At 40.1% G+C, this 26,975-nt stretch carries 22 protein-coding genes and 1 pseudogene; 16 read left to right on the forward strand and 7 right to left on the reverse strand.

Going from position 1 to position 26,975, the window contains the following annotated elements; translation table 11 throughout:
- The first annotated feature begins 50 nt into the window (after positions 1-50).
- From CYG50_RS12080 to CYG50_RS12115, 10 genes and pseudogenes are all read left to right on the forward strand, one after another.
- Positions 51-1,055 (forward strand): C4-dicarboxylate TRAP transporter substrate-binding protein, encoded by a 1,005-nt coding sequence (locus CYG50_RS12080; protein ID WP_102137541.1) that lies wholly within the window; start codon positions 51-53, stop codon positions 1,053-1,055.
- 77 nt (positions 1,056-1,132) lie between these two features.
- Positions 1,133-1,612, forward strand: coding sequence for a TRAP transporter small permease (locus CYG50_RS12085; RefSeq protein ID WP_004264924.1), 480 nt, complete (start codon positions 1,133-1,135; stop codon positions 1,610-1,612).
- Complete coding sequence (locus CYG50_RS12090) at positions 1,603-2,880, forward strand: TRAP transporter large permease (protein ID WP_102137540.1); 1,278 nt, start codon at positions 1,603-1,605, stop codon at positions 2,878-2,880. Before CYG50_RS12085 ends, CYG50_RS12090 begins: the two co-directional genes overlap by 10 nt.
- A 419-nt stretch (positions 2,881-3,299) precedes the next feature.
- Complete coding sequence (locus CYG50_RS12095; protein WP_036958998.1) at positions 3,300-3,890, forward strand: fimbrial protein; 591 nt, start codon at positions 3,300-3,302, stop codon at positions 3,888-3,890.
- Between the two features lie 49 nt (positions 3,891-3,939).
- Positions 3,940-4,629 carry a fimbrial biogenesis chaperone gene (locus CYG50_RS12100; RefSeq protein ID WP_168222853.1) on the forward strand — a complete coding sequence of 230 codons (690 nt, stop codon included), beginning with the start codon at positions 3,940-3,942 and terminating at the stop codon, positions 4,627-4,629.
- Positions 4,630-4,643: 14 nt separating this feature from the next.
- The gene (locus tag CYG50_RS23120) at positions 4,644-5,198 is read left to right on the forward strand and encodes a FimD/PapC N-terminal domain-containing protein (protein WP_238706850.1); all 555 of its coding nucleotides are present in this window, start codon (positions 4,644-4,646) and stop codon (positions 5,196-5,198) included.
- A gap of 50 nt (positions 5,199-5,248) precedes the next feature.
- A pseudogene (locus CYG50_RS23125) lies at positions 5,249-6,838 on the forward strand (fimbria/pilus outer membrane usher protein); the annotation flags it as partial.
- Positions 6,839-6,853: 15 nt separating this feature from the next.
- Entirely contained in the window at positions 6,854-7,147 is a 294-nt protein-coding gene (locus CYG50_RS23130; protein ID WP_238706860.1) for a FimD/PapC C-terminal domain-containing protein, read from the forward strand.
- An 11-nt stretch (positions 7,148-7,158) separates the two neighbouring features.
- Positions 7,159-8,238, forward strand: a complete 1,080-nt coding sequence (locus CYG50_RS12110; RefSeq protein WP_102137538.1) for a fimbrial protein — start codon at positions 7,159-7,161, stop codon at positions 8,236-8,238.
- A 13-nt stretch (positions 8,239-8,251) separates the two neighbouring features.
- Positions 8,252-8,956: a fimbrial biogenesis chaperone gene (locus tag CYG50_RS12115; RefSeq protein WP_102137537.1), complete on the forward strand. Its 705-nt coding sequence runs from the start codon at positions 8,252-8,254 to the stop codon at positions 8,954-8,956.
- Between the two features lie 37 nt (positions 8,957-8,993).
- Here CYG50_RS12115 and CYG50_RS12120 read toward each other — a convergent pair whose 3' ends face one another.
- Together CYG50_RS12120 and glyA are read right to left on the reverse strand one after the other, a co-directional pair.
- A complete protein-coding gene (locus CYG50_RS12120) occupies positions 8,994-10,145 on the reverse strand; it encodes a 3-phenylpropionate MFS transporter (RefSeq protein ID WP_102137536.1) in 1,152 nt (383 codons plus the stop codon).
- Between the two features lie 81 nt (positions 10,146-10,226).
- Positions 10,227-11,480, reverse strand: a complete 1,254-nt coding sequence (gene glyA, locus CYG50_RS12125; RefSeq protein WP_102137535.1) for a serine hydroxymethyltransferase — start codon at positions 11,478-11,480, stop codon at positions 10,227-10,229.
- A gap of 462 nt (positions 11,481-11,942) precedes the next feature.
- On the opposite strand from glyA, the gene hmpA reads away from it, so the two are divergent.
- Positions 11,943-13,142: an NO-inducible flavohemoprotein gene (hmpA, locus tag CYG50_RS12130; RefSeq protein WP_102137534.1), complete on the forward strand. Its 1,200-nt coding sequence runs from the start codon at positions 11,943-11,945 to the stop codon at positions 13,140-13,142.
- A 189-nt stretch (positions 13,143-13,331) separates the two neighbouring features.
- Here hmpA and glnB read toward each other — a convergent pair whose 3' ends face one another.
- The 5 genes from glnB to CYG50_RS12155 form a co-directional block, all read right to left on the reverse strand.
- Positions 13,332-13,670: a nitrogen regulatory protein P-II gene (gene glnB / locus CYG50_RS12135; RefSeq protein ID WP_004912721.1), complete on the reverse strand. Its 339-nt coding sequence runs from the start codon at positions 13,668-13,670 to the stop codon at positions 13,332-13,334.
- Positions 13,671-13,682: 12 nt separating this feature from the next.
- Positions 13,683-15,305: an NAD+ synthase gene (locus CYG50_RS12140; RefSeq protein ID WP_102137533.1), complete on the reverse strand. Its 1,623-nt coding sequence runs from the start codon at positions 15,303-15,305 to the stop codon at positions 13,683-13,685.
- An 88-nt stretch (positions 15,306-15,393) separates the two neighbouring features.
- Positions 15,394-16,734, reverse strand: coding sequence for a two-component system response regulator GlrR (gene glrR, locus CYG50_RS12145; RefSeq protein ID WP_102137532.1), 1,341 nt, complete (start codon positions 16,732-16,734; stop codon positions 15,394-15,396).
- On the reverse strand, positions 16,731-17,561 hold the full coding sequence (gene qseG, locus CYG50_RS12150) for a two-component system QseEF-associated lipoprotein QseG (RefSeq protein ID WP_102137531.1): 831 nt from the start codon (positions 17,559-17,561) through the stop codon (positions 16,731-16,733). The genes glrR and qseG overlap by 4 nt, the downstream gene beginning before the upstream one ends.
- The gene (locus CYG50_RS12155; protein WP_102137530.1) at positions 17,561-19,000 is read right to left on the reverse strand and encodes a sensor histidine kinase; all 1,440 of its coding nucleotides are present in this window, start codon (positions 18,998-19,000) and stop codon (positions 17,561-17,563) included. Before CYG50_RS12155 ends, qseG begins: the two co-directional genes overlap by 1 nt.
- A gap of 1,053 nt (positions 19,001-20,053) precedes the next feature.
- Here CYG50_RS12155 and CYG50_RS12160 point away from each other — a divergent pair.
- The 5 genes from CYG50_RS12160 to CYG50_RS12180 all read left to right on the forward strand — a co-directional run bounded on the left by CYG50_RS12160 (position 20,054) and on the right by CYG50_RS12180 (position 26,973).
- The gene (locus tag CYG50_RS12160) at positions 20,054-20,680 is read left to right on the forward strand and encodes a response regulator transcription factor (protein ID WP_102137529.1); all 627 of its coding nucleotides are present in this window, start codon (positions 20,054-20,056) and stop codon (positions 20,678-20,680) included.
- 7 nt (positions 20,681-20,687) lie between these two features.
- Positions 20,688-22,214 (forward strand): MASE1 domain-containing sensor histidine kinase, encoded by a 1,527-nt coding sequence (locus CYG50_RS12165; protein ID WP_102137528.1) that lies wholly within the window; start codon positions 20,688-20,690, stop codon positions 22,212-22,214.
- A gap of 106 nt (positions 22,215-22,320) precedes the next feature.
- Entirely contained in the window at positions 22,321-23,646 is a 1,326-nt protein-coding gene (gene uhpC, locus CYG50_RS12170; RefSeq protein ID WP_102137527.1) for an MFS transporter family glucose-6-phosphate receptor UhpC, read from the forward strand.
- Positions 23,647-23,660: 14 nt separating this feature from the next.
- Complete coding sequence (locus CYG50_RS12175; RefSeq protein WP_102137526.1) at positions 23,661-24,692, forward strand: ABC transporter substrate-binding protein; 1,032 nt, start codon at positions 23,661-23,663, stop codon at positions 24,690-24,692.
- Between the two features lie 202 nt (positions 24,693-24,894).
- Positions 24,895-26,973: an ABC transporter permease gene (locus CYG50_RS12180; RefSeq protein WP_102137795.1), complete on the forward strand. Its 2,079-nt coding sequence runs from the start codon at positions 24,895-24,897 to the stop codon at positions 26,971-26,973.
- The last annotated feature ends 2 nt before the right edge of the window (positions 26,974-26,975 follow it).

The raw sequence follows: 26,975 nt of genomic DNA on the forward strand, positions 1-26,975 counted from the left end.
AGAAATAATAAATACTTAAAACAATAAATCCCCCTACAGGAGATACATTTATGAAACTGAGCACATTAAACGGAAAAACACTTCTTAGCTTAACACTCAGCACAATGCTATTAATGGGCAGCATGACAGGAGCAGCATTTGCAGATGCTAAATATAAGCTAAAAGTTGCTTATGAAAATAACCCCGGAGAGCCATTTGACTTAGCTATCCACGAATGGGCAAAAAAATTCAATGAAAAAACCAATGGTGAAGGTGAATTAATCCCTTATCCAAGTTCGCAATTAGGTTCTAAAAAAGATGTCATCGAACAAATGAAGTTAGGTAGCCCATTAATTACTTTAGCGGATGGTGCCTTCTTCTCTGATTATGTACCTGATTACGGCATTATGTTTGGACCATATTTAGGGCTATCTTATAAAGATATTTTTAAATTGAACGCCTCGCCTTGGTATGGTTCTTTAGAACAACAATTAGATAAAAAAGGCCTTCATGTCGTTTCTAAAGATTGGCTATATGGTTCACGCCATATTTTAGCCAATAAAATGATCCAAACCCCAGATGACCTAAAAGGTTTAAAAATTCGCGTTCCCAATAATAAAATTCAAATTAAAGGTTTAGAGGCAATGGGTGCCACACCCACACCATTACCTTTAGCTGAAGTTTATACTGCACTTAATCTTAAAATTATTGATGGCGCAGAAAACCCAATCCCAGTGCTATATGGGCAAAAACACCATGAAGCAGCTAAGTTCTTGATCCTAACGGGCCATGTAGAGAACGTGACCAACTTAGTCATGGGCAGTAAAACTTATGATAAATTACCCGAAAATATTCAACAGGCTTTAGTTGAATCAGGCAATGAAGCTGGGCAATTCTTAACAGATTTAGTCCTACAACAAGAAAAAGAAATTATTGAAAAAATGAAAAGTGAAGGCGTCACGGTTGTTGAAGTAGATAGAGCGCTCTTCAAAGAAAAATCTAAACCTTTCTATAATGAGTTCCCTGAATGGTCTGCGAACTTATATCAACAAACTCAAGATATTATTAATAATTAACCCTATGACTTGGCGGTACTCACCGCCAATATTTTAACAACACAAACGGTTAACTATTGTTCTCGCAAGGATCTTTTATGTTTAAATTTCTGGGGAAATTAAGTGATATAGTGGCATCACTTGCCGTTGCCGCTATTGTCATTATTACTATTCTTGCTGTATTCATGCGCTGGCTTCTTAATGACCCTTTAATGTGGAGTGAGGAAGTTTTAATCATTTGCTACATTTGGTTGGTGATGATTGGTGCAGCATCCGCTGCGGGTAAAAGAATGCATGTCAGTATTGATGCAATTACCTCTTTATTTCCTGAAAAAGTACAATTAGCTATCGCGGTTATCACTCATATTATGGCCATTATTGCTTTATCAATTTTTGGCTATCTAGGATATGAACTCTCGATTATCGCAGAAGATAAAATAACACCAATTATTGGTGTTTCTTATTACTATATCGACCTTTCTGTTCCTATTGGTGCATCCATCATGGTGTTATTTTCTATTCAACATTTACTGGAAGACATGAGTAAATTAATAAAAGGAGATAAACCATGTCAGTAGTTATCGCCTGTATCGTATTAATATTTTGCTTTTTAATTAATGTTCCTATTTTTTTAAGTGTGCTTATTGCATTGCTCACTTATTTCTTTTCTGTCGGTGATATCTCTCCTCTTATTGCCGTGCAGCGCATTATTGGGGCAGGAGAAAATGTCACATTACTCGCAATCCCTTTTTTCATTCTGTTAGGTAACCTTTTGAATTACACCGGTATCACTAGCCGAATGTTAAAATTTACTGGCACACTGTCTGGTCACTATCCAGGGGGACTTGCCCAATCTAACGTATTATTAAGTACAATGATGGGTGGGCTTTCTGCATCTAACCTTGCTGACTGTGCAATGTTATCTAAAATGCTAGTGCCCGAGATGACCAAATTAGGTTATGGGAAAAGCTTCTCTGCCGCTGTTACCGCTGCAGGGTCATTAATAACACCTATTATTCCACCCGGTATTGCATTAATCATCTATGGATTTGTTGCTGATGTTTCTATTGGCAAGATGTTCATGGCCGCGATCATTCCAGGTTTAATGTGCTGCGTTGCTTTAATGTTTGCCATTTATCTTATTGCAAAAAAACGTGGATACAAACCTGCTAGAGATAAAGCTCCTACATTTGCTGAAGTTTACCAAACAGGTAAAGGGGCGATGTCTGCTTTCCTTTTAGTGCTCGTTATTATTGGTGGAATTCGCTTTGGGATCTTTACACCGACCGAAGCGGGTGCGATAGCTGTACTTTACGTTATTATAATTGGTACTTTCTTTTATCGCGAAATGAAGTTAAAAGACATTGCCGCCTCATTTTTAGAAACAGCGCGTTCTACAGCAAGTATTATGTTGATTATCATGACTTGTTCTGCACTAGCTTGGGTATTGACGAATGAGCAAGTGGCACAAGATGTCGCCAAAATGATGACCAATTTCTCTGACAATCCATATGTTTTCTTAATGATTGTCAATGCTGTGCTCTTAATTTTAGGTATGTTTATTGAAGGTAATGCCGCAATTATTGTTCTTGTTCCATTATTAATGCCTACGGTAAAACTTTTAGGAATTGACCCTATCCATTTTGGTATTGTCATGATCCTTAATTTAGCTATCGGCTGTTTAACACCGCCAATGGGAACAGTCATGTTTGTTGCCACATCGATTACTGGTGTACGTATTTCTGATTTTATTCGTGAAGTTATGCCATTATTCTTAACATTAATTATCGTATTACTCTTAGTCACTTTTATGCCTGTATTTACGACCTTCCTGCCAAGCTTATAAGATAAGATTATATCTCAATGGCAAGTCATTAACTATGACTTGCCATTTTATTATCAATTAATTTTTTATAAATTAAATTTTATTTGATCCCACAAATTAATGTAACTTTTGTTTATTGTTAAGTTAATTTATCTTTATCCTTGTCACAATAACATGCACAACAAAAAATACTCAAAAAGATAAATTACTGATCATCAAAAAATTACACTTATTACGAGTAATATTGAAATAATTAGAAAAACAATATCACATTAAATTCATATATATAAAAAAGACATTAATCTCATTAAATATTTTTTTGACTTTTAATTTGAAAAAAATATATTTTATATCTAGCATAAAATAACACAGCTAATTTACATTCGGCTGTTAATCAAAGTTATATCACTTTATTTTACTTTGACCTTATGGGGTTAATTATGTCTAGATATATACTACCTCTGTCTTTACTTTCGTTATCTGTTATATCAGGTTCAGCACTTGCAATAACTAATAGTGCTGGAGGAATTATTTCAATTTCTGGAGCAATAAGCGATACAACTTGTACTATTAATGGCGGAAATAGTGCCGATATGACTGTTGTTCTTGACCCAATAACCGTAACAGATGCAGGGACCACTGCTGCGACGGTTATTTCTAAAAATCAAAAACAATTTTCTTTAACTTTCTCTGATTGCGCACCTGCGAGCACTCCTGTAAGTAATCTGAAATTACACTTTTATTCATCAAGTAATATTTCCCCTTCCGGTTTGTATTTAGTGAATACTTCCGTCAATGAAAATGATGCTTCCGTTGCTAAAAATGTTGGATTTAGTTTATCTAAAACCAGCACTCCAACAACCGCAATTCCACTCAATGTGGCCTTTGATACTAACCTTACAGGGGCTGACACTGGTGGTGCAACAGGAGCTACACTCAATTTAATTGCCAGTTATTATAAAACTAATGCAACTGCTGCCAAAGTCGGTCTTTTACAATCAAATGTAATATATACAGTTTCCTATTTATAATTATGACTTAGCCAGGCTTTTATTAGCCTGGCTTTAAATGGATACTATTATGAAAACTCTAGTTTTATTACTCACTATTTTATTTTCGAGCTCAACATTTTCTAATGTTATTATTACAGGCACTCGAATTATATATCCTGCTGACGCTGATAGTATTACTGTACAATTAACCAATAATAGCAAAACATCGTCTCTTGTTCAGTCATGGATTGATAACGGTGATGAAAGTTCCACACCTGAGAATTCTGAAGCGCCTTTTTATTTATCCCCTCCTATTGTTAAAATTGAAGGTTTACAAGGTCAGCAATTAAAAATAAAAAAAATACCCGGAAAACTTCCTGACAATGTTGAAAGTGTATTTTTCTTAAATGTTTTAGATATTCCTAAAACTCCAGAATCTGCTAAAGGCAAGAATGCAATTCAGCTAGCCACACGCTCACGAATTAAAATTTTTTATCGTCCTATTGGGCTAACCGAATCCTCCGATGAAATAATTAATCATGCGAGCTACCAGATTAAAAATAATAACATATTAGTTAAAAATAACTCGCAATACCATTTAACTATTGCAGCTATCACACCATCGGACGATAAAAATAATTCATTAATTGATTCTGCGATGATTGCCCCTATGTCTGAAAAAGAATTACCTATTAAAGGAACAATGAAAAACCACGATCTTATTTTAATGTATGTGGATGACTATGGTGTTTTCAAATCTAAAAACATTAAACTTTAATAGAAGAAATCATCGTGAAAAAAGAAAACTATCTCTACCTCCTAATCTTAATAGGACTACAAAGTTATCAAAAGAACTCAATAGCGGACGAGTTTGAGACTTCCCTATTGGTAGGTAAATCTGCACAAGGAGATATTTCACGATTCTATACCGACAGTAAAATTCCATCAGGTAAACAATTAGCCGAGCTTTATGTAAATAATAGTTGGAAAGGCCAATTTGAAATTGATATCAATAATGATGGTAAACTGATTAGCCTTGCTGCTGATGATGTGCAGAAATTAAACCTGAATTTATCTTCTGAGGTGATTGAACAAACCAAACAACAGCCATTTATTCCTATTGATGATTTAGTGGCCAATATAAAATATAAATTCAATATCAACGACCTACGACTCGATATTACCGTCCCTCAAGTCGCTCTGAAACAACTCGAAGCTAACTATGTTGACCCCAGTCTCTGGAATTATGGCGAACCTGCAATTATTTTTTCTTATAATACAAATTATTATAGTTACAAAGAGAAAAAAACTCTAAAACCAGCAGTGACAATTTTTTTGCTACCTTAAATTCAGGCGTTAATTTAGGCGCTTGGCAATTTAGAGATGAATCCAGCTATCGACATAGCTCTCATAGTAGCCAAAAATGGAAAAACAATACCCGTTATATTTATCGTCCTCTTAGTGCAATCAAATCCGGGTTGAAATTAGGTGATTTTTATACACCCGCAGCCCTATTTAATAGTATTCGAGTTCGAGGGATTGCATTGGCAACAGAAGCTAGTATGTTGCCAAATTCAAGTCAAAATTTTGTACCTATTATACGCGGTGTCGCTCAAACAAATGCCTTAGTCAGCGTGTACCAAAATAATAATCTGGTTTATCAAGAAAGCGTTCCCCCTGGTGAGTTTGCATTTAATGACCTTCAGCCTAGTGCTGGTGGAGGTGACTTATTCGTCGTTGTCCAAGAAGCTGATGGAAGACAAGAAACCTTTACTGTGCCCTATTCTGCTGTACCTGACATGCTCAAACAGGGCGTTTATAATTACAGCCTCATTGCTGGGCAAACTAAAATTGACAATACCCATTATCAACCCAAATTTACTCAAGGTGAGTTTCACTATGGGTTAAATAATTTAGTGACGCTTTATGCAGGAATGCTATTTAGCGAAAAATACTATTCTGGCGTTATAGGGAGTGGTTGGAATTTTAGTTTTGGAGCCATTTCAGCTGACATTACGCAAGCAAATACTAAATTGGATTCAGGAAATCACAGTGGGCAAAGCTACCGCCTGACTTATAACAAATATATTAATGCAACATCGACCAATTTAACCTTGGCGTCATATCGTTATTCCACAAGTGGTTACTATAGCTTTATTGATGCCATTTATTCCCAAGATAATTATCGCGCTTGGAAAGCTTATCAAGACCAGTTATCAGAAAAACTCGGCAATAATATTCCACCTGAGCTTTCACTCACTAATTATGACGCTTTACGTGGTTCACGTGCTAAAAATACATTTACGTTGAATTTAAACCAACAATTAGCTGATGGTTATGGTTCGGTATTCATATCGGGTACACACCGTGATTATTGGAATGCAAACGGTAATAGCCGTGAATATCAAGCCGGTTACGCAAACAATTATAACGATATTTCCTATAGTGTGTCTGTTTCACGTGTTCGCAATTACGACAGCGAAGAAGAAACTCGTATTTATGCCAACTTTAGTGTTCCTTTTTCTTTATTTGAAAAACGCGCCAATATTAGTATGGGAAGCTATTTCACCGACTCTCGTTATCAACAAACTACGCTGAGTGTCAGTGGTATTGCAGGTAAAAATGACCAAGTCAATTATACGTTAACTGCAACGAACCAAAGCGGTGGTAATAACTTAGTTGGTGGGAACGTCAGCTATCAGCTTCCCTCTAGCACACTTTCAGGATCTTACACAGAGGCCAATAATTACCGCCAAACGGGTTTAGGCGCCAAAGGAACTCTGGTTGCTATTCCTGGACATATTGTTTTTTCAGGGGAAACAGGACAGACCTACACCATCATTGATGCACCAATGGCCAGTGACATGATGGTCAATGCCGATAAAACCACCTTAACTAATCAACAAGGTGTTGTTTTAGTCGCTAACTCCACCCCCTATAGAACCAATACCTATACCTTGACAGATACAGAGAAAACCGCAGGCGCTGAGGTGCTCGGTAATATGGCAAATGTAAGTCCATATCAAGGGGCGGTAAGTTACATCAAACTCGAAACTGATACTCGACAAACTTATATCATCCGTGGCGCTCTTGCTAATGGCGATAGCTTACCTTTTGGAACAGAAATCACAGATGCTAAACAACAGAGTATTGGTTATGTCGGTCAATCTGGCGTGATGTATATCAAAAGTGAGCAATTACCGATGGCATTGCACATAAAGCTTAAAGGGAAACAGACATGTGTTATCGAGCCGCTACTCAACACGATGGATAAGAACAAAAACCTCTGTCGATAAAGGAAAATATGATGAAAAAAATCACTTTAGCACTGATGCTTTCCAGTATATTGGCTTACAGCCAGTATTCCTCAGCGCATTGTAGACAAACTTCTACCGTGACGGCTCCCGCTCTTACTTTTGATTTATCGACAGAGCTCACTAGTACATCGACTCAAGTTAGTAAAAATAGTAGAACCATCTACCCTGGAACTTTTACCTGTACTGCAAGAGGGATACTTTTTCCTAACTCTATTGGTATCGCATCTCCTTTCCAAGGTAGAACCGCCACTATTGGTTTTAATGGTGGAAAGCAGTTTGTCTCAATTACAGTCACTGCATTAGAAAAAGATAGGGTTATCGGCCTTACGGAAGGTGTACATCAAGGTAGTGAACTCGATACAAATTTTACCGTTCAATTTAATTTGCTTGCGACTAAACCCGGAACCAACTATGTCGAAGTATCAGGAAGCACCGCCACAGTTACCCCTATTGTACTCGCCTCTGATGCATCCAGCTTGGGAATTCTACAGTGGTTATTAGATATTGTAGTCAAATTAGTCACTTTTCTGTTAACGCTACAATGGCCAACCAGTGCCGATGATATCTACTTACAACCAATTACCTTAACTTATAATCCAATCCTCACTACCTGTAATTTTGTTAACCAAGGTTTAGTCGTTTCGCTACCCCCAGTAAGCATCAATGTAGTGAAAACTGTAACCAGAGCGGGCTACACGCCATTCACACTTAATTTTACTTGCCAAGACTTTTTAGCAGGCGGTAATGCTTCTCGTGATGTATCTATTTTTTTATCCAGTAGCAATTTGCTCTCAAATGATAAAGCAACATTGAATAATACCATTAGCCAAGGCGCTAAAGGCGTTGGCTTCCGATTAGTTAGCGCAAGTAATCTCAATACACCGTTAGTGCTTTCAGATAGTGTGGCAGCTAAAAATGGAGCGACAAATATTTTTTCTGTCCTCAAGGGAAATCCAATCTCCCCTTCTTTTTCAGTAAATTTAGGAGCTTATTACCATGCATACAACACAAATAGTGTCACTCAAGGGCAAGTCTCAAGTACGGCAACAGTTGTGATGTCATATAATTAACAAGGAAAATACCATGGTGGGATTCATTAAAATTACAGGGTTCGCTACATTACTATTTTTTAGCTTCCAAACAAGTGCAAGTCTTGTTTTACAAGGAACACGAATTATTTTTCCTAGTGATAAAAAGTCCGTCGGAATTCAACTTACTAATTACAGTGAACAAGCCACATTAACTCAAAGCTGGGTGGATGAAGGTAATCCGGACTCGACACCAGAAACGACGAACGCACTATTTATTGTAACGCCCCCCGTCACTAAAATCGCAGCAAATGACGGAGTTCAATTACAAATACGTTTTATTGGTGACAAACTCCCTACGAATAAAGAGTCTGTATTTTATTTAAATGTATTAGACATTGCGCCAAAGCCAAAACAAATAAATAGTGCCAATATGCTACAGTTTGCCATTCAAACACGAATTAAAGTTTTTTATCGCCCTACAAACCTCACAGAAAAGCCAAACAATGTCATCAAAAACATCCAATTTCATTTAGCTAAAGACGGTATTGTCGTCAACAACCCGACCCCTTATTTTTTAAATATTGCCAATATCTATCTGGCTAATAATAAAAGTCGTTCTATTGCAAAAAGCTCGATGGTAGAGCCATTTTCATCACAAACTTACTTTTCAACCGCTGATATTAATCACGGAGAAAATATAACAATGATTTATATTGACGATACTGGAAAACAAATTCAATACCAAACCAAGCTATAAAATAGGTTTAACACCTTTCATAGCTTGGTTGGTGATTTTAGGATTGAGCGGTAACTTTAGGCCGAATAAATAATGCAGGAACAGCAAGAAGCGCCATTAAATAAAAAACTACGCCATGATGAGCAGGTACTCGTTCATAAATGTATCCGACAATAATAGTCAGTACAGCTAACCCACCACCAGTTGCAAGTGCAGAGTAAACACCTTGTAATGGGATAATTTCATTTTCTTTTCTTGCACTTATAAAACGCATTGCCGCTAAGTGGCAAACCGTAAAAGTACCACTGTGCAGGATTTGCACCACAATTAACACCGGTAATGCCGTAAACGCGCCCATCAAGCCCCAGCGAATAATTCCACAAAAGGCTGATAACAGCAGTAAATTGCGAGCACTCCAACGCCTAAATAAACGGTGGCTTAACATAAATACAATGACTTCAGCAACGACACCGAGCGACCATAAATTACCAATCACTAAGTCTGAATAACCAGCTTCTTTCCAAAATAGGGAAGCAAAGCCATAATAAGCCGCGTGAGCCCCTTGCAGTAACGTGACACAGATGAGAAACCTAACGACGTTTTTGTCTGCTATCAATTGTTTAAATGTAACCTTATTACCGCCATCCGCTTTCGCCGCCCCCATTGGCATAATTGCTGGTTTCAGCATTGCGCCTAGTAATAATGCTAAACAGCTTACTATCAAGGCCATCATGATGGCTTTATTACCCCAAACACCAGCTAAATACCCCATCAATGAGGAGCCGATAATGAAGGCTATCGACCCCCAGACGCGAATTTTGCCGTAGTCAAAGGTAAATTGTTTTTGCCATGCCCCCGCCAGAGAGTCTCCCAGTGGAACCATCGGCGCAAAGAATAGGTTAAACCCAATCATCACAAATAATAGCCATGCCCAGTGAGACCCCAGAGCAAAGCCAACAGAGAAAATGAGCGAAAGCCCAGCAAGTAAGCGTAGAGCCGTGATCAACTTCGAGGGCTCTTTAACTAAAGGAGTAATAAACATCGCGCCAAGGAAACGGGCTGCTAGCCCAACCCCTAACAAAACGCCAATCATTTCTGCATCAATTCCCTCACCTTGTAGCCAAACTGACCAAAATGGTAAGAAAATACTGTAGGCAAAAAAGTAGGTAAAATAATCAATAGCTAGCCAACGCGTTGATGGAATGACCATCACTCCTCCGTTTTTTCAATGCAAAAAACCCGCTCATACATGCATGTAGAAGCGGGTTTAGGTAATTAATATTACGTTATGTTATGCGTAAACTGGGTGTTTTTTGCAAATTGCTAATACTTTTTGCTTCACGCTCTCAATGGTCGCTTCGTCATTGAGGTTGTCTAGAATATCACACATCCAGCCAGCTAGCTCACCCGCTTCTGCTTCTTTGAAGCCACGGCGCGTAATCGCAGGAGAACCAATACGTACACCAGACGTTACAAATGGGCTCTTAGGGTCGTTCGGTACACTGTTTTTGTTAACAGTGATATTCGCACGGCCAAGTGCTGCATCTGCATCTTTACCAGTGATGTCTTTATCAACTAAATCAACTAAGAATAAGTGGTTTTCAGTGCCGCCAGATACCACTTTATAGCCACGTTTTTGGAAAACATCGACCATCGCCTTCGCATTCTTAGCAACTTGCTGTTGATAAACTTTAAACTCAGGTTCCATCGCTTCTTTCAGAGCAACCGCTTTACCTGCAATAACATGCATTAAAGGGCCACCTTGAGAACCAGGGAACACTGCTGAATTGATTTTTTTGTATAATTCTTCGTCACCACCTTTAGCTAAAATTAATCCACCACGTGGACCCGCTAAAGTTTTATGTGTCGTTGTCGTCACAACGTGTGCGTGAGGCACTGGGTTTGGATAAACACCCGCAGCAATCAAACCTGCAACGTGAGCCATATCAACAAACAGGTAAGCACCAATGCTGTCTGCGATTTCACGCATTTTTGCCCAATCAACCACACCTGAGTACGCAGAGAAACCACCGATAATCATTTTTGGTTTGTGTTTTTCCGCTTGCGCTTTGATATCGTCGTAGTCAATTTTACCGCTTTCATCGATACCATAAGGTACGATGTTATACAGTTTACCAGAGAAGTTAACTGGTGAACCGTGGGTTAAGTGGCCACCATGTGCAAGGTTCATCCCCAGAACGGTGTCGCCTGGTTGTAATAACGCCATATAAACTGCAGCGTTAGCTTGTGAACCTGAGTGTGGTTGTACGTTTGCGTAGTCAGCACCAAATAGCTCTTTTGCACGGTCAATCGCTAATTGCTCGACCACATCAACATGCTCACAACCGCCATAGTAGCGTTTGCCTGGGTAACCTTCTGCATATTTATTGGTTAGCTGAGAACCTTGAGCCTGCATGACTCGTGGACTGGTATAGTTTTCAGAAGCAATTAATTCAATATGTTCTTCTTGACGTTGTACTTCTTGCTCCATTGCTTCCCATAATTTTGGATCGTAGTCAGCAATATTCATTTCACGCTTTAACATTCGCTTCTCCTGCCTCAGCAATTCAATAGGTTGAAAATCGATTCATCGCAATGACACACAGTGTAAACTCTTTTTCACTCTTGAGATAGCCCTAAAGAAAAAATATACGCAAACGATTGCATTAATTTATTTCACTTCATTTGCTTCTGAAGGCTTCATTATAAAATAGCCCAAATTTTAATTTTTGACGGACAAACCTCCAGATTTGTAATCCCCTTCTCATTATGTGCCTAAATTCACCCTATTTTCCCAGTTTGAGTCTTTACATAAACCCTTAAATATTATAAGTTGTATTTAAAATACATCTTTATAAATCGCCTTCATGGATCTCAAAAAATAGAGGTTAACTGAGATGAAATAATATTATCTCACTGATGTACAAAGAGATATTTTTGATATTACAAAAAATAGCTTTTTACCTTAACGATAACGAGAACATGAAAATAATTCAGGAGCACCTGTATGCTAGATAGCCAAACCATCGCCATTGTTAAATCCACCATTCCTGCCATTGCTGAAACAGGGCCAAAACTGACCGCACATTTTTATGATAGGATGTTTAAACAGCATCCTGAGTTAAAAGATATTTTTAACATGACTCACCAAATGAATGGGGACCAACGTGAAGCCCTTTTCAATGCTATCTGCGCATATGCTGTGCATATTGAAACTCCTGAAGCTCTCATTTCAGCTGTCGAAAAAATCGCCCAAAAGCATGTAAGCTTAAATATTAAACCTGAGCACTATCCTATTGTCGGGGAAAACTTACTCGCGGCTATTGATGAACTCCTTAACCCAGGCCAAGAGGTGCTTGATGCATGGGGAAGAGCTTACGGTGTTTTAGCCGATATTTTTATTGGTAGAGAAGCTGCGATTTACCAAGAAAATGCAGATAAAAATGGGGGTTGGGAAGGCTTACGTGAATTTAAATTAGCGCAAAAACAGTCACAAAGTGATGTGATCACAAGTTTTGAATTTGTTCCTGTCGATGGGCAACCTGTCGCTGATTACCGCCCAGGCCAATATATCACGATTTATGTCAACAACCCGGGATTTGAAAACCAAGAAATCCGCCAATACTCACTGACTACTGCCCCTAATGGTCGTAGCTACCGTATTGCGGTAAAACGTGAAGACCAAGGCGCCGTTTCTAATTTCTTACATCAACAATTAAATGAAGGTGACAGCGTGCATCTCGCACCTCCATGTGGGGATTTCTTTATCGATGTTGATAATACAACGCCTGTTACGCTAATTTCGGCAGGGGTTGGCTTAACCCCAATGTTAAGTATGTTAAATCATCTAACGGAACAAGCTCACAGCGCACAAGTAAATTGGTTCCATGCCGCTGAGAATGGTGCAGTTCATGCCTTCAGGCACGAGATTCAACAACTACTAGCAAAACAGCAAATTAGCCAATCTGCGATTTGGTTTAATCAACCAAGAGAGGAAGATCGCCTCGGGTTTGATTACCAATATGAAGGTTTAATGAATTTAGAATTGGTACGTGAATGGATTGAGCAACCGAATATGCAGTTCTATTTCTGTGGCCCTGTTGGTTTTATGCAGCACGTAGGTAAGCAGTTAATTGCAATGGGTGTCGATGCCGATGCGATTCACTATGAATGTTTTGGACCACACAAGGTATTGCCCCTCAATTAATGCACAAAAAAATGCTCTTCTGTTTAGGAGAGCATTCTATGAAATATATTAACTGAAGAAAATTGGTTAAATAGTTAAATGTTCGTAGTTTTCTAATTTAGCGGTAACGGGCTCGCATAATAAATACGCAATTCTAATCCCATTCCTGTGTATTTTCCGTTACCGCATTTTCATATCAACTTAAATTGACTAAATCGCTTCTTCGTCTTGCTCACCAGTACGAATACGGATCACGCGGGCGACATCATAAACAAAGATCTTCCCATCACCGATTTTACCTGTTTGTGCCGTTTGCATAATGGTTTCGACACAGTTTTCAACAATGTCATCAGGGACAACAATTTCAATTTTTACCTTAGGTAAAAAATCGACCATATACTCTGCACCGCGGTAAAGTTCAGTATGCCCTTTTTGACGACCAAAACCTTTCACTTCAGTTACGGTCATTCCTGTAATACCGACTTCTGCCAACGCTTCACGGACATCATCAAGTTTGAATGGCTTTATAATTGCATCAATTTTTTTCATAAATAATTCCTGTTATGACCAGTTTTTACGGCCAAAACCTGAGGTGATCGGATAGCGGCGATCTTTGCCAAAATTACGCATCGTAATACGTGGCCCAACCGGAGCCTGACGACGTTTATATTCATTAATATCGACAAGACGCACAACTCTGCGTACTACGTCTTTATCGAAACCAAGTTTGATTAGGTCATTCACTGACAAGTCTTTTTCCACATAACCTTCTAATAAGGCGTCTAGCACATCATAAGGCGGTAAACTGTCTTGATCTAATTGGCCTGGCGCAAGTTCTGCTGATGGCGGCCTATCAATCACACGTTGTGGGATTGCAGGAGATAATGTATTACGGTATTTAGCCAACTCAAAGACAAGGGTTTTAGGCACATCTTTTAACACATCAAACCCACCCGCCATATCACCATAAAGCGTTGAGTAACCGACTGCTGACTCACTCTTATTACTGGTAGTCAGCACTAAGCGACGGCGTTTATTCGACATCGCCATTAAAATAACCGCTCGGCACCGTGCTTGTAAGTTTTCTTCAGTTGTATCAACCGCAGTCCCTTCAAACATAGGCGTTAACTGCGCCATAAATGCATCAAACATCGGCTCGATAGATACGATATCAAACTCAACACCAAGCAAATCAGCTTGTTCTTTAGCGTCGTGAATACTCATTTCAGAAGTATAATGGAATGGCATCATCACTGCTTGCACATGCTCTTTCCCTATTGCATCAACAGCAATAGCCACTGTCAGCCCTGAGTCAATACCCCCTGATAGCCCTAAAATAGCCCCATTAAAACCATTTTTATTGATGTAGTCACGAGTTGACATGACTAAGGCTTGGTATACCTGTGCAACAGGGTCATTTTCAATAAATACACTACCTTCGCTCACCAGTGCAAGTTCATCAAATTGCACTGTAATAACCTGCTCTTTAAACTCTTCCAATTTAAAGGTTTGCTTGCCTTTGTTTGCAATGATTTTTGAGCCGCCATCAAACACCAATTCATCTTGCCCACCCACTTGGTTGAGATACACAATTGGCATATGAGTGCGTTTACAATGTTCGACTAATAAATCGGTTCGAATATGTTCTTTATTAATGTCATAAGGAGATGCATTGATTGTCAATAATATTTCAGCGCCAGCCCCTTTGGCTGCATCTACCGGCTCGTCATACCAAATATCTTCACAAATCAATAAGCCAAGCTGATAGCCTTTAAATTCAACGACACAGGTTTTTTCATCTGCGGTAAAATAACGAGGCTCATCAAACACGCCATAATTGGGTAGCTCTTGTTTAAAATAACGTGCGTGCAGTTTACCTTGGTAGAAAAATGATAATGCATTATAGATATCATCCCCTTCATACCATGGGTGACCAACGATAATCGCTGTCTCTGAGCTTGCTTTTTGTAAACGTTCTAATTGTGCGACGCAACGATCTTCAAAATCGCCACGAAAAATCAAATCTTCTGGTGGGTAGCCTGTCAAAGACAGCTCTGAAAACATGACAATATCTGTGTTTGGTGCTTGTTCACTCACAACTTGCAACATGCGTTCGCAGTTGCCTTCGATGTCACCGACTAACCAATTAAGTTGTGCTAGTGAAATATTAAGCTTACGGCTCATAAGGTGTTTTTTCTCCCGGAGCGTGAATATGAATTGCCTTATTCCACATAATGTAATCGATAACAACCATGTGGTAAATAATTCTTATTTATTCTTTGAAATCATTGGCTTCTAAATCATGGCGGCCAAGTAATTTATAAAATTCTGTACGGTTTCGTCCTGCCATTCGAGCTGCTTGGGTGACATTTCCCTTCGTCATTTGTAATAACTTACGTAAATAATTCAATTCAAATTGATTACGTGCTTCAACGAATGTCGGCAAGGCCGTATTTTCACCTTGCAGGGCTTGGCTAACCAACGCTTCACTGATAACTGGGGACGTAGTTAATGCAACACACTGTTCAATAACATTCACTAATTGGCGGACATTACCCGGCCAGCTCGCTGTTATTAAGCATTTCATTGCATCACTGGAAAAACTGCGTACGAAAGGTTTATGTCGTGATGCAGATTCACGTAATAAGTGATTAGCTAATAAAGGAATATCTTCTGAACGCTCATTTAACGCAGGAATACGTAAATTAACCACATTCAGGCGATAGTAGAGGTCTTCACGAAACTCATTTTTTTCCATCGCTTTAGGAAGATTACGGTGAGTTGCAGACAAAATACGCACGTCAATGTCTAAATCGCGGTTACTGCCTAAAGGACGAACTTTGCGCTCTTGCAATACCCGCAATAATTTAACCTGCAATGGCATTGGCATATCGCCAATTTCATCTAAAAATAACGTACCACCACTGGCTGCAAAGAATAACCCTTCGCGGTTACTGACTGCACCGGTAAAAGCCCCTTTCGCATGGCCAAATAATTCAGACTCTAATAATTGTTCAGGCAGTGCACCGCAGTTAATGGCAATAAATGGCTTACGAGCCCTAGGACTAGCTTTATGAATAGCCTGAGCTAATACCTCTTTACCTGTACCACTTTGCCCATTAATTAATACGCTAACATCAGATTGCGCCACCATATGTGCTTGTTCTAATAGCCGTATCATTAAGGGGCTACGTGTGACAATGCCAGAGCTCCACTCTTCATCGCTAATCGGTGTCGAAGAGAGCGCGAGTGCCTCATCAATCGCTTTATACAACGCGTCTTTATCGACAGGTTTAGTTAAAAAACTAAATACGCCCCGCTGCGTTGCTGCTACCGCATCAGGGATAGAGCCATGTGCCGTTAATATAATGACAGGCATATTTGGATGCGCTTTTTGAATTTCATCAAATAGCGCCATGCCGTCCATTTCGTCCATGCGTAAATCGCTGATCACTAAATCTAACTTTTCTTTTTGTAAGATTTTTAGTGCTTCTGGACCACTTTCTGCTGTAGTGACTTTAAAACCTTCACTACTCAAGCGCATACCTAACAGTTTAAGAAGGCTTGGGTCATCGTCAACTAACAATAAACTTGCTGACTTGCGATTCGTCATTTTTGTTCATTCTCCGATGAATTTTGTTCTACTGGAGAAGATACGCTGTTACCCGGCTTTGGCTCTTCTGAGGAAATAGGTTTATCTCCTTCCCCCCCATTTTCCACGTCTTTTTCGGTTTCGTTCGTGCTTTTTTTGCGAGAAGAAAGCTGACGTTCAATATCCGTTAAATTTTCAAGCTTACGGGAGGTCGTATTCAGCTCGAAAGCCAATTTAGCATTATCTTCCTTTAAACGGTCGAGTTTGCTATCCATTTCTTGCTGTAAGCGTTTATAGCGGGCCCCTGAGTCTGACAAGTTGATAATTTGCACTTGTTGCTCACGCCATAATTGTAATAATGGCCTTACGGCTGTTGGAAAATTCAAACTATACGTATTTATGCTATCAAGCATTTTACGGCGCTCTGCAATGGACGGATCCGCAGAATTCAACAAAATATTATGTTGAAATGCGCTCGACCAGTTTGTTACTTCTATTTTGCTTGCGTCTTCACGTGCTTGACTGGTTTCAGTGCGATCAGCACAGTCCATCATTCGCAACCAAAATAGTGCATTTTCCCGTGCAGTTGGCTGGTCATTATTCCAAATCGTTTCACATGATGTATAACGGTAGTCTGTAACTTTAACTTCTGGCACAACGACTTGGGCCAGAGTTTCGAGTGGTGACTGACCATTCTTGACTACACAACCACTTAAAATTAGGGAAAATAAAACCGCCCCAAAATTGAGCCCCGTACGTCTCATCACATAAGGTACTCTTTGATTATGTTTATTTAACGATGCGTTACGGTAAAGTACCGCCCAAACACCTGTAGACCGATTTACCATTATTCATTCTCTGCGGTTAGAGGCAGTTCAATTCTAAAACAGACATCTGCTGATTTATTGGGAACGAGAGAAAGTTCTCCTCCCATTTGTTTAATACAATCTTGCGCAATACTTAGCCCTAGCCCACTTCCTTTAACAGCACCTTTTCTTTGTAATGAGCCTTGATAGAACGGCTCAAAAATCATGCTTTGCTCAGATTCAGGAATTGGCGTTCCTGTATTCGCAACTTCAATCAGAAGTTTATTACCTATTTGGCGACTAGAGATCCAAATATTACCTGATTCGCCACCATAGTGCACCGCATTGGAATAGATATTATCAATAACTCGCCCAAGAAGTGAGGGTTCAGCTAAACAGCTATCCACTTTTAAACGCACTTCTGTTTTGATGTTCTTAGCCCGTGCAGGTAAGTTATGTGCTTTGACGATATCTTCAATGAGTTTTTGTAAATCAACGATCTGTGCTTCTGGTGGGTCATCTACAAGCTTACGATTATAATCAAGTAATTGCTCAATAAGTTGCTGAAGATGCTTACTGCTGTGATCAAGAATTTCTACAACCTCTTTTTGAGACACGGTTAATGGCCCAGCAACCTCGTCCGCGAGTAACTCCGTCCCTTCACGCATGCTTGCAAGAGGCGTTTTTAATTCATGTGAAATATGGCGGAGAAATTCGTGGCGCTGTGATTCAAGCCATGCGAGTCGTTCACTTAACCAAATAATGCGCTGTGCGATTGTCCGTAGCTCCCTAGGGCCTTTAAAGCGCTCAATATTATTGGCTATCGTACGCCCAGTACCGAGACGGTTAATCATTCGCTCGATAGCTTTAACGGGGCCAATAATCATCCGAGTGAATAGTGCCACTAGCAATGCGCTTAATAAGAATAAAATTAAACTTTGCCAACCAAATAGTTGGCCTTTATTCGCAATCGCTTTTTGCAACTGTTCCCCACGGCTAAAAATCACATCTCGAGTTTCTTGCACTAATAAGGCATTCTCAGTAGAAAATTGTTCTAAAGCCCGTGTGATTTTTTCTGTTGGTTCATTGTTTTCACATGTGACCGTCTTAAGCGCATCCAATGTTTTAGTCAACGCGGAAGTATCTGACGAGGCGGGTAAGATAGTACTCTGGCGTTCAAACATTTGCTGGTAGTCAGCAAACTGTTTCTGATATTGGGTTTTCAATGTGGCATCTTGCAAAACACAATATTGACGATAGCTCCGCTCCATTTCTAATGCGAGGCTACTCATCACTTCACTACGCCGTGCGTCAAGTAACGTGGTTTTATTGATATTGGCTGCTTGGTTACTCAGTTGCTCAAGGCTTTGATATGCTTGATAGGCTAATACTAATAAAGGAAGCAGTACAAGCCAAAATGCCATCACAACTAGTTGACGCAAGGAGCGAGGGAAAAAACGCCATTTACTCAATACATTCATCTCATACCCATTAAACGTATTGCAATGGTAGCAGAACTCCCTGTAATGCGAAAAGCACAATCCAAATTCTGTGTCCCATAGCGTTAAAATCAGACTAAGTATAAGAGTGAAATAGCAATGAACGTGCCAAGTTAATTGGTAAAAGACAATAGTTTTCAGGTAGGTATATTCTATAAAGCGAATTGTTTAATATCTGACTCGTCTAAAATATCTTCAGCTATGCCCTAAATAATTCGGATTGCAGCTAGGCGACAAGAGAAGATATCTCTATGAAGCATACAAAAGTATGTGACTAGAGTAGCTGAACGCAGGTAACAACGCTGCGGTTCGAAGTATGACGGGCATTATGATGGGCATAAAACAGGAAGGCGGGATAAAGGACTCACCTTTACCCCGCCAGCGATAACAACTACTCTGATGGTTACTGCTTTATATAATTATGTCTTTACATTAAAGATAATTATATAGGTGGTGCCTCACTCCACGTGTCGCCCTGTGTTTGATAAGGCCCTAAGGCGAATATCTGTGCTGTTGGACGGTAGGCACCTTACTTTGGCGTCATTCTTAGTTTATGTGGTATGTACCCAACTAATTTTGGACCTACATAAGAAGTTGAATGAGCAACTGAATATTATTATGCACAAGCCGTGCCAACTTTTCAATTTATTTTTTAACACATTAAAAAATAAGACAATTTATCTTTTACAGTCCATTCAGTGATTCTGGATACACTGAAACGGTTTATCTCTTTCTCAATATTGTCGCTAATTTAAGACACCCTAAACACCAATCTTATAAATCTATATTTATCAACAAGATAAATGTCTCCTTTTGGAGACACCCCTATGGGGGGTTTGTCGCTATTTTTATACACCTTGTTTTTTGGTTATTTATTATTCAATATAAATAAGTTTACGTGAAAATTTTACCCCAATAAAAAAATTGCTCGTCATTATGGATGAACAGCAGAATTTTACATTCTGCTTCTAGCTTATCTTTTCCTATATTGATATAAGATTTCCCAATACCCTACTCATCAAATTGATAAAAAATATGATAAAAATCGCGTTAGTTGATGACCACATCGTTGTGCGTTCTGGTTTCGCACAACTTTTGACACTTGAACCTGATATTTCGGTTGTCGGGCAATATGCCAATGCTCAAGAGGCTTGGCCCAATTTGCTTAATTTAGATATTGATGTTGCCATCATGGATATTTCGATGCCAGATGAAAACGGTTTACAACTTTTATCACGGTTACGCCAAAAAAAACCTGATTTTCGCACCATTATATTGAGCATTTATGATACCCCTGCCTTTGTACAAAGTGCTTTAGATGCAGGTGCCAGTGCTTACTTAACAAAACGTTGTGGCCCTGAAGAGCTAGTCCAAGCGGTTCGCTCTGTACACCAAGGCGGTTGCTACCTATGCTCTGATGCTATGCGAGCGCTACGCCATTCACCACAACAGCAAAAAAGCCTACAAGAACTGACGCCCCGAGAACGGGAAGTGTTTGATTTATTAGTGGCTGGCTTGAGTGTAAAAGTGATCGCAGAGCAACTTGAACTAAGCCATAAAACTGTGCATGTGCACCGCGCAAATATTTTAGGCAAACTACAATGTGAAAATACCATCGACCTTGTTCATTACGCGTTAGAACATAACCTAATTTCAAGGTAATTCAGGCATGAATAAAAGCTTACGGTTAACGCTGCAATCCATCTTTTTATTTTTTACCTATTCCCTGTTATGGATTGGGTTGTGGATCATCGGCTTTTATTTAAGTCAAAACAGTTTTCAGGCAACGTTGTTTCTTCCACAAGGCTTGCGCCTAGCATTGATGATTATCCTTTGGCGGCGCTACTGGCCAACACTGCTGCTTAGCGAAGGAATATTGAATTTTTGGTTATCATCGGAGCAACTTCTCTTTCAACCTGTTTTGCTGTTGTCTCCATTATTAAGTCTCGGTGTTGCTTTTGTTATTCAAAACATCTGGTGGCGCTATACGTTATATTGGCAACGATTATTATTATTGCTCGCAGGTGTTGCCGCAAATAGTGTATTACATGCCTTATTATTCAGTGGGTTATCACCCTATTCCATTAGCCAGTTATTTCTAACAACATTCACAGGGGGAATACTCCTTTCTCCTTTTGTTTACCTTATTTATGAGTATCTCCACGAACAGCACTACCAGATGTTACTGGATTATGGAACGCCAGATAAACAATTGCGCACATCCTTAATTGTTTGGTGTTTTCTATTTTGTGTTGTCGGGCTCAGTGTCCAAGTTTTTTTCGCCCCCGAAATCGAACGGTTAATTGTCCTTCTGGTATTTATTCCTAACGTTTTTATGGCCTACCGCTATGGCTGGCAAGGTGGCGTACTTTCTGCATTATTAGGCAGTTTAATTATTACTTTTGCACGGCAATTTCACGGGGCATTTGCCGATTTAGAAGAGTTAGAAATGTTTCTCAGCACGCAGGCCTTAATTGGCATTGGGCTTGGGATAGCAATTAGCCGGCAGAAACAATTAGCCAGTAATTTACAGCGTTATCGCCAACGCCTAGAAGAGGAGTTAAAAGCACGCCGCGACTTAATGCGGCAGCTCGTGCACACAGAGGAGGATATCAAAAAAGCGATTGCCCGTGAGCTGCATGATGAGATTGGGCAAAATATTACTGCCATCCAAATTCAGTCGATGCTAGTGAAAAAAACGGCGCCAGATGATATTAGCCACCAAGCTGCAAGCCAAATAAATGAATTAGCCCAGCAAATTCACCAATCTACGCGGCAAATGTTACGCCAATTGCGCCCTCCCGTATTAGATGAAATGTCCCTTGAAAATGCACTTAAGCACTTAATTGCTGAATTTTCTTTCCCACAAAATAATATCCAGTGCCAATTTCATTATGGCTTACAAGAAACACCGATCAATGAAACGGTTTTGTTTACACTTTATCGTCTCGTCCAAGAGTTACTAAACAATATCAGTAAACATGCAAAAGCCACACAAATCCACATATCTCTTAAGCAAATAGGTGACTCGATCCAGCTAGTTGTTGATGATAATGGCGTTGGTATTCCATTTAGCAAACGCACGAGTGGCTTTGGTTTGCGCGGTATTGAGGAGAGAGTTCGAGCCTTAGGCGGTGACTGGACACTGACCACCCAAAATGGAACACAAATAAGTGTTAACTTGCCCACATTTTGAGATAAAACCTCACAAAACTAGGAATAATTCCTAGTCCTCTAATACCTTCTCTCATCCTTTTTGTTAAAAACTTGATTACATTCTGCCTAACAAGAGAAACCGCCCTATGACAGGTAAAGACACCTTGAGTCTGGATAACACGTATCGTTTTTGGCGTCGCCGCTTAATGCTATCAATGATTATTGGTTATGCCACTTTTTACCTTACGCGAAAGAGTTTTAACTTCGTGATGCCTGTCATGCAAAACGAGCTGTTTCTCGATAAAAGCGATATTGGCTGGATAGCGACTGCCTTTTATTTAACCTACGGTATTTCTAAGTTTTTATCGGGGATTTTCCACGATATTACCGGATACCGTTGGTTTATGGGCGTCGGTTTAGTGATGACTGGGCTACTGAATATTATTTTTGCCTATTGTTTATCGTTTCCCGCGTTATTAATTGTCTGGACACTAAATGGCTTTTTTCAAGGTTGGGGCTGGCCACCTTGCGCACGTATTCTAACGCACTGGTATTCACGCAATGAGCGTGGGTTTTGGTGGGGGCTGTGGAATATTTCCATCAACCTAGGTGGAATGTTACTGCCTTTGCTTACAGCACTATTGGCAACCCAGTACAGCTGGCAAATGGCGTTAATTGTCCCCGGGATTATTGGTGTCATCATTGGGTTATGGCTGTGCCGCCAATTACGTGGCACACCACAAGAAGAACAGCTACCAAGCGTGGGGCAATGGCGACAAGATGTTTTGGAGTTACGCCAAGAGCGTTTGTCCCCTCCCATGCCGATGTTAACGATTTTAAAAGATGCCATTATTTTTAACCGAATGATTTGGTTACTAGGCTTCTCCTATATTTTGGTTTATCTGATTCGCATGGCGATAAACGATTGGGGGAATTTATGGTTAACAGAAAAGCATGGCACTAACTTACTCAGTGCAAATGCCACACTGTCGTTATTTGAATTAGGGGGATTATTAGGTGCGCTCTGCTCGGGCTGGGGCTCTGATATCCTATTTCGTGGCCAACGTGCACCTATGATCCTACTGTTTTCATTGGGGCTTTGTGTCTCCGTGAGCGCCTTATGGTTAACACCAATTCATCACTACGCTTTATTGGCTGTATGTTTTTTTGCTATCGGATTTTTTGTTTTTGGGCCCCAAATGTTAATCGGTCTAGCTGCAACAGAATATTGTCATAAAAAAGCAGCTGGAGCGGTAACGGGCTATCTGGGTTTGTATGCCTATTTAGGGGCTGCAATCGCTGGATGGCCACTCTCTCAAGTCATTGCACACTATGGTTGGTCAGGGATGTTTTCTTTACTAGCCAGTGCCGCGGCTTTGATGGGATTACTGCTAATGCCTCTTTTGATTGCCAATGTCAGCAAACGAGAGCATTTAGCAGGCACTGTTTCACCCTCTGATAATAAAACCTGAATAAAGGACTGAAAATGAAACTGAAAACTCTCTCTACGCTTATCGCTGCGGGTTTATCCCTAGCGGCTATTTCTACCACTGTGAATGCGGCAGGCCGTTTAGTTGTTTACTGTAGCGCCACTAACGCCATGTGTGAAACTGAAACGCAAGCTTTTGCTAAGAAATACGATGTCAAAACCACCTTTGTACGTAATGGTTCTGGCAGTACTTTAGCCAAAATTGAAGCAGAAAAACGTAACCCACAAGCTGACGTGTGGTATGGCGGTACATTAGACCCACATTCACAAGCTGGGGAAATGGATTTACTTGAGCCATATAAATCGCCGAATCTGTCTGAGATCATGCCGCAGTTCCAAGACCCTGCAAAACGTAAAGGCAACTACTCTTCCGCTGTTTACATCGGTATTTTAGGTTTCGGTGTCAATAAAGACCGCTTAAAAGAGAAAGGCTTGCCAATCCCTACTTGCTGGAAAGATTTAACTAAACCTGAATATAAAGGCGAAATTCAAATTGCAGATCCACAAAGTTCAGGAACTGCTTATACCGCATTAGCCACTTTCGACCAATTATGGGGAAATGAGCAAGCCTTTGATTACCTGAAAAAACTAAACTCAAATATCTCTCAATATACTAAGTCTGGTATTGCCCCGGCACGTAATGCCGCTCGTGGTGAGTCGGCAATTGGTATTGGCTTCTTACATGATTATTCATTAGAAGTGGAAAACGGTGCGCCATTAGAACTTATCGCCCCTTGTGAAGGAACAGGCTATGAAATCGGTGGGATCAGTATCTTGAAAAATGCACGTAATATGGACAACGCGAAACTGTTTGTCGATTTCGTCTTATCGAAAGAAGCTCAAGAGCTGAGCTGGAAAGAAGGGAAATCTTATCAAATCCTGACCAATACGACGGCTGAATCCTCACCTATCTCATTGAAACTCAATGAGTTGAACCTAATTAATTACGATATGGATAAATACGGCGATGCTGACGTCCGTAAAAACCTTATCAACAAATGGGTTACTGAAGTCAAAATGAGCAAATAGTATTAAGTGCGGCGTTAACTCGCCGCACTGAGCACTTACTTAACTAAAATAAAAAATTAATTTAATTAAGCTTCGAGTTATGAGCGTTGCTACTAGGCGGTAAGTGACGTTATCTCTAAGAACATGCAAAAATATGTGACTAGGGTTAGCGAAATAAGCCAACACCGTGACAATGCAAAATATGACGAGCTTAGGGGGAACTATGTCTCAAACCCTAACCTTATCGACCCCAACCAAAAAAGATAGTATCTTTTTTTGGCTGCTGATTGCTTGGCTAGGTTTCGCATTACTACCTTCTTGGAGCCTAGATTATGGCGTTCTTGACTCAACACAAGACGAAATCATAGCGGCTTACGGTTGGAGTAGCCTAAACATTAGCTGGCTTTGGTATTTATTACCTTCCATTTTATTTATTCGCCCGTTAACACCAGCGGACCGTTATCACAAAACACGCCATTATTTCGATATTGGCGTGGCTGTTGTCACCGCTGCGGTGGTGATCTTAACCTCCTACTTTGAAGGGAAAGGGTTAGGTTACTCCGCTATTGTGCTATTTATCGCCTTGGGAATGGTGATGACATTGGCGTTAACCCGCCTTGAATGGCTCGGCGGAGACCAGTTTGTTATTGGCTCGCTGATCACCGTTGTTGCGTTGATAACACTGTTTATTGTGTTCCCAAGTGTTGCCATTTTTATCCCAATGTTTACGGATGGAAATGGCGACTTTGCGCCATTCGCCTTTGTGGCAATTTTGACACAATCTCATATTGTCCAAGTTATTATTAACTCAGTATTTTTATCGTTAGCAGTAGGAGCTGGCTGTACCTTCTTTGGCTTAATTTTAGCCATTTATACCACGCGTATTGCTAAACGCTCTGCCATTATTGGCCGTGTTTTTTCTATTTTGCCTATCGTCACTCCGCCATTTGTCGTCGGTCTCGGAGTTACCTTGATGATGGGGCGCTCAGGGTATATTACTGAATTCCTTGCGACCTATATGGGCCTTGAAAATACCAACTGGCTGTATGGCTTTACAGGGATTTGGTTAGCGCAAGTTCTCGCCTTCACGCCAATGTCATTCATGATCTTAGATGGTGCGATTAAAACCATTCACCCATCTTTAGAAGAAGCGTCTTATACTTTACGAGCCAACCGTTACCAAACTTTCTTTAATGTATTTATGCCATTACTGAAACCTGCTTTGGCAAACGCATTTTTAATCGTTATCGTGCAATCATTGGCTGACTTTAGTAACCCATTAGTTTTAGGCGGAAACTTCGACGTACTCGCAACACAAATTTACTTCTATATCACCGGGTCACAGCTGGACTATCAAGCCGCCAGTACCTTAGGTGCGTCACTATTAGTGTTCTCACTATTAGTATTCTGCGTTCAGTATATGTGGATAGGCAAGCGCTCCTATGTCACTGTGTCAGGAAAATCTTACCGTGGTGATGTTCAACCATTACCGACATCGTTAATTGCCACCGTAACAACTTTCTTAGCCATTTGGGTTGCATTTAACGTCTTGTTATACGGCAGTATTTTCTACGGCAGCTTTACCGTGAACTGGGGTGTTGATTACACATTAACCTTAGATAATTTTATTAAATTATTTGGTCAGGGTATGAGCGATGGGGCATGGCCGTCATTGTTGGATACCCTTCTGTACGCAGGTATTGCCGCACCTATTACCGCAATCCTTGGTTTACTGATTGCCTATATCGTGGTTCGCCAAGACTTCCGTGGTAAAAAGACCATCGAATTCACGACGATGTTGTGCTTTGCGGTTCCAGGTACCGTGGCTGGTGTGTCATACATTTTAGCCTTTAACGACTCACCGTTTTATTTAACGGGAACGGCTGCCATCGTAATTATTTCAATGACCATGCGTAACGTCCCTGTGGGTATCCGTGCTGGTATTGCAGGTTTAGGGCAAATTGATAAATCATTGGATGAAGCGTCACTCAGCTTACGAGCGGGTTCAATGCGTACCATCTTCTTTATCTTGTTGCCACTGTTGCGCCCTGCCATTCTCTCCGCGTTGATTTATAGCTTTGTCCGCGCGATAACCACTGTCAGTGCGATTGTATTCTTGGTTACTCCAGATACTCGCGTCGCAACGGCTTATATTTTGAACCGTGTTGAAGACGGTGAATATGGCGTTGCCATTGCCTATGGCTCAATCCTGATTGTCGTAATGTTGGCAATTATTTTCTTATTTGACTATTTGATTGGCGAAGCCCGTGTTTCACGTTCCAAAGCCAAAAATGCACAGTAATC

The organism is Providencia huaxiensis (genome assembly GCF_002843235.3).
Taxonomy (GTDB): domain Bacteria; phylum Pseudomonadota; class Gammaproteobacteria; order Enterobacterales; family Enterobacteriaceae; genus Providencia; species Providencia huaxiensis.

Bases quoted from the DNA above. Each gene is read 5' to 3' on its own strand.
- CYG50_RS12085 (WP_004264924.1), top strand. From the start codon at position 1,133: ATGTTTAAATTTCTGGGGAAATTAAGTGATATAGTGGCATCACTTGCC.
- CYG50_RS12155 (WP_102137530.1), bottom strand. From the start codon at position 19,000: ATGAATGTATTGAGTAAATGGCGTTTTTTCCCTCGCTCCTTGCGTCAA.
- CYG50_RS12160 (WP_102137529.1), top strand. From the start codon at position 20,054: ATGATAAAAATCGCGTTAGTTGATGACCACATCGTTGTGCGTTCTGGT.
- CYG50_RS12110 (WP_102137538.1), top strand. From the start codon at position 7,159: ATGAAAAAAATCACTTTAGCACTGATGCTTTCCAGTATATTGGCTTAC.
- CYG50_RS12115 (WP_102137537.1), top strand. From the start codon at position 8,252: ATGGTGGGATTCATTAAAATTACAGGGTTCGCTACATTACTATTTTTT.
- CYG50_RS12095 (WP_036958998.1), top strand. From the start codon at position 3,300: ATGTCTAGATATATACTACCTCTGTCTTTACTTTCGTTATCTGTTATA.
- CYG50_RS12175 (WP_102137526.1), top strand. From the start codon at position 23,661: ATGAAACTGAAAACTCTCTCTACGCTTATCGCTGCGGGTTTATCCCTA.
- CYG50_RS12100 (WP_168222853.1), top strand. From the start codon at position 3,940: ATGAAAACTCTAGTTTTATTACTCACTATTTTATTTTCGAGCTCAACA.
- CYG50_RS23130 (WP_238706860.1), top strand. From the start codon at position 6,854: ATGGCAAATGTAAGTCCATATCAAGGGGCGGTAAGTTACATCAAACTC.
- CYG50_RS12080 (WP_102137541.1), top strand. From the start codon at position 51: ATGAAACTGAGCACATTAAACGGAAAAACACTTCTTAGCTTAACACTC.
- CYG50_RS12090 (WP_102137540.1), top strand. From the start codon at position 1,603: ATGTCAGTAGTTATCGCCTGTATCGTATTAATATTTTGCTTTTTAATT.
- uhpC (WP_102137527.1), top strand. From the start codon at position 22,321: ATGACAGGTAAAGACACCTTGAGTCTGGATAACACGTATCGTTTTTGG.
- glrR (WP_102137532.1), bottom strand. From the start codon at position 16,734: ATGACGAATCGCAAGTCAGCAAGTTTATTGTTAGTTGACGATGACCCA.
- CYG50_RS12165 (WP_102137528.1), top strand. From the start codon at position 20,688: ATGAATAAAAGCTTACGGTTAACGCTGCAATCCATCTTTTTATTTTTT.
- CYG50_RS12180 (WP_102137795.1), top strand. From the start codon at position 24,895: ATGTCTCAAACCCTAACCTTATCGACCCCAACCAAAAAAGATAGTATC.
- glyA (WP_102137535.1), bottom strand. From the start codon at position 11,480: ATGTTAAAGCGTGAAATGAATATTGCTGACTACGATCCAAAATTATGG.
- hmpA (WP_102137534.1), top strand. From the start codon at position 11,943: ATGCTAGATAGCCAAACCATCGCCATTGTTAAATCCACCATTCCTGCC.
- CYG50_RS12120 (WP_102137536.1), bottom strand. From the start codon at position 10,145: ATGGTCATTCCATCAACGCGTTGGCTAGCTATTGATTATTTTACCTAC.
- qseG (WP_102137531.1), bottom strand. From the start codon at position 17,561: ATGGTAAATCGGTCTACAGGTGTTTGGGCGGTACTTTACCGTAACGCA.
- glnB (WP_004912721.1), bottom strand. From the start codon at position 13,670: ATGAAAAAAATTGATGCAATTATAAAGCCATTCAAACTTGATGATGTC.
- CYG50_RS12140 (WP_102137533.1), bottom strand. From the start codon at position 15,305: ATGAGCCGTAAGCTTAATATTTCACTAGCACAACTTAATTGGTTAGTC.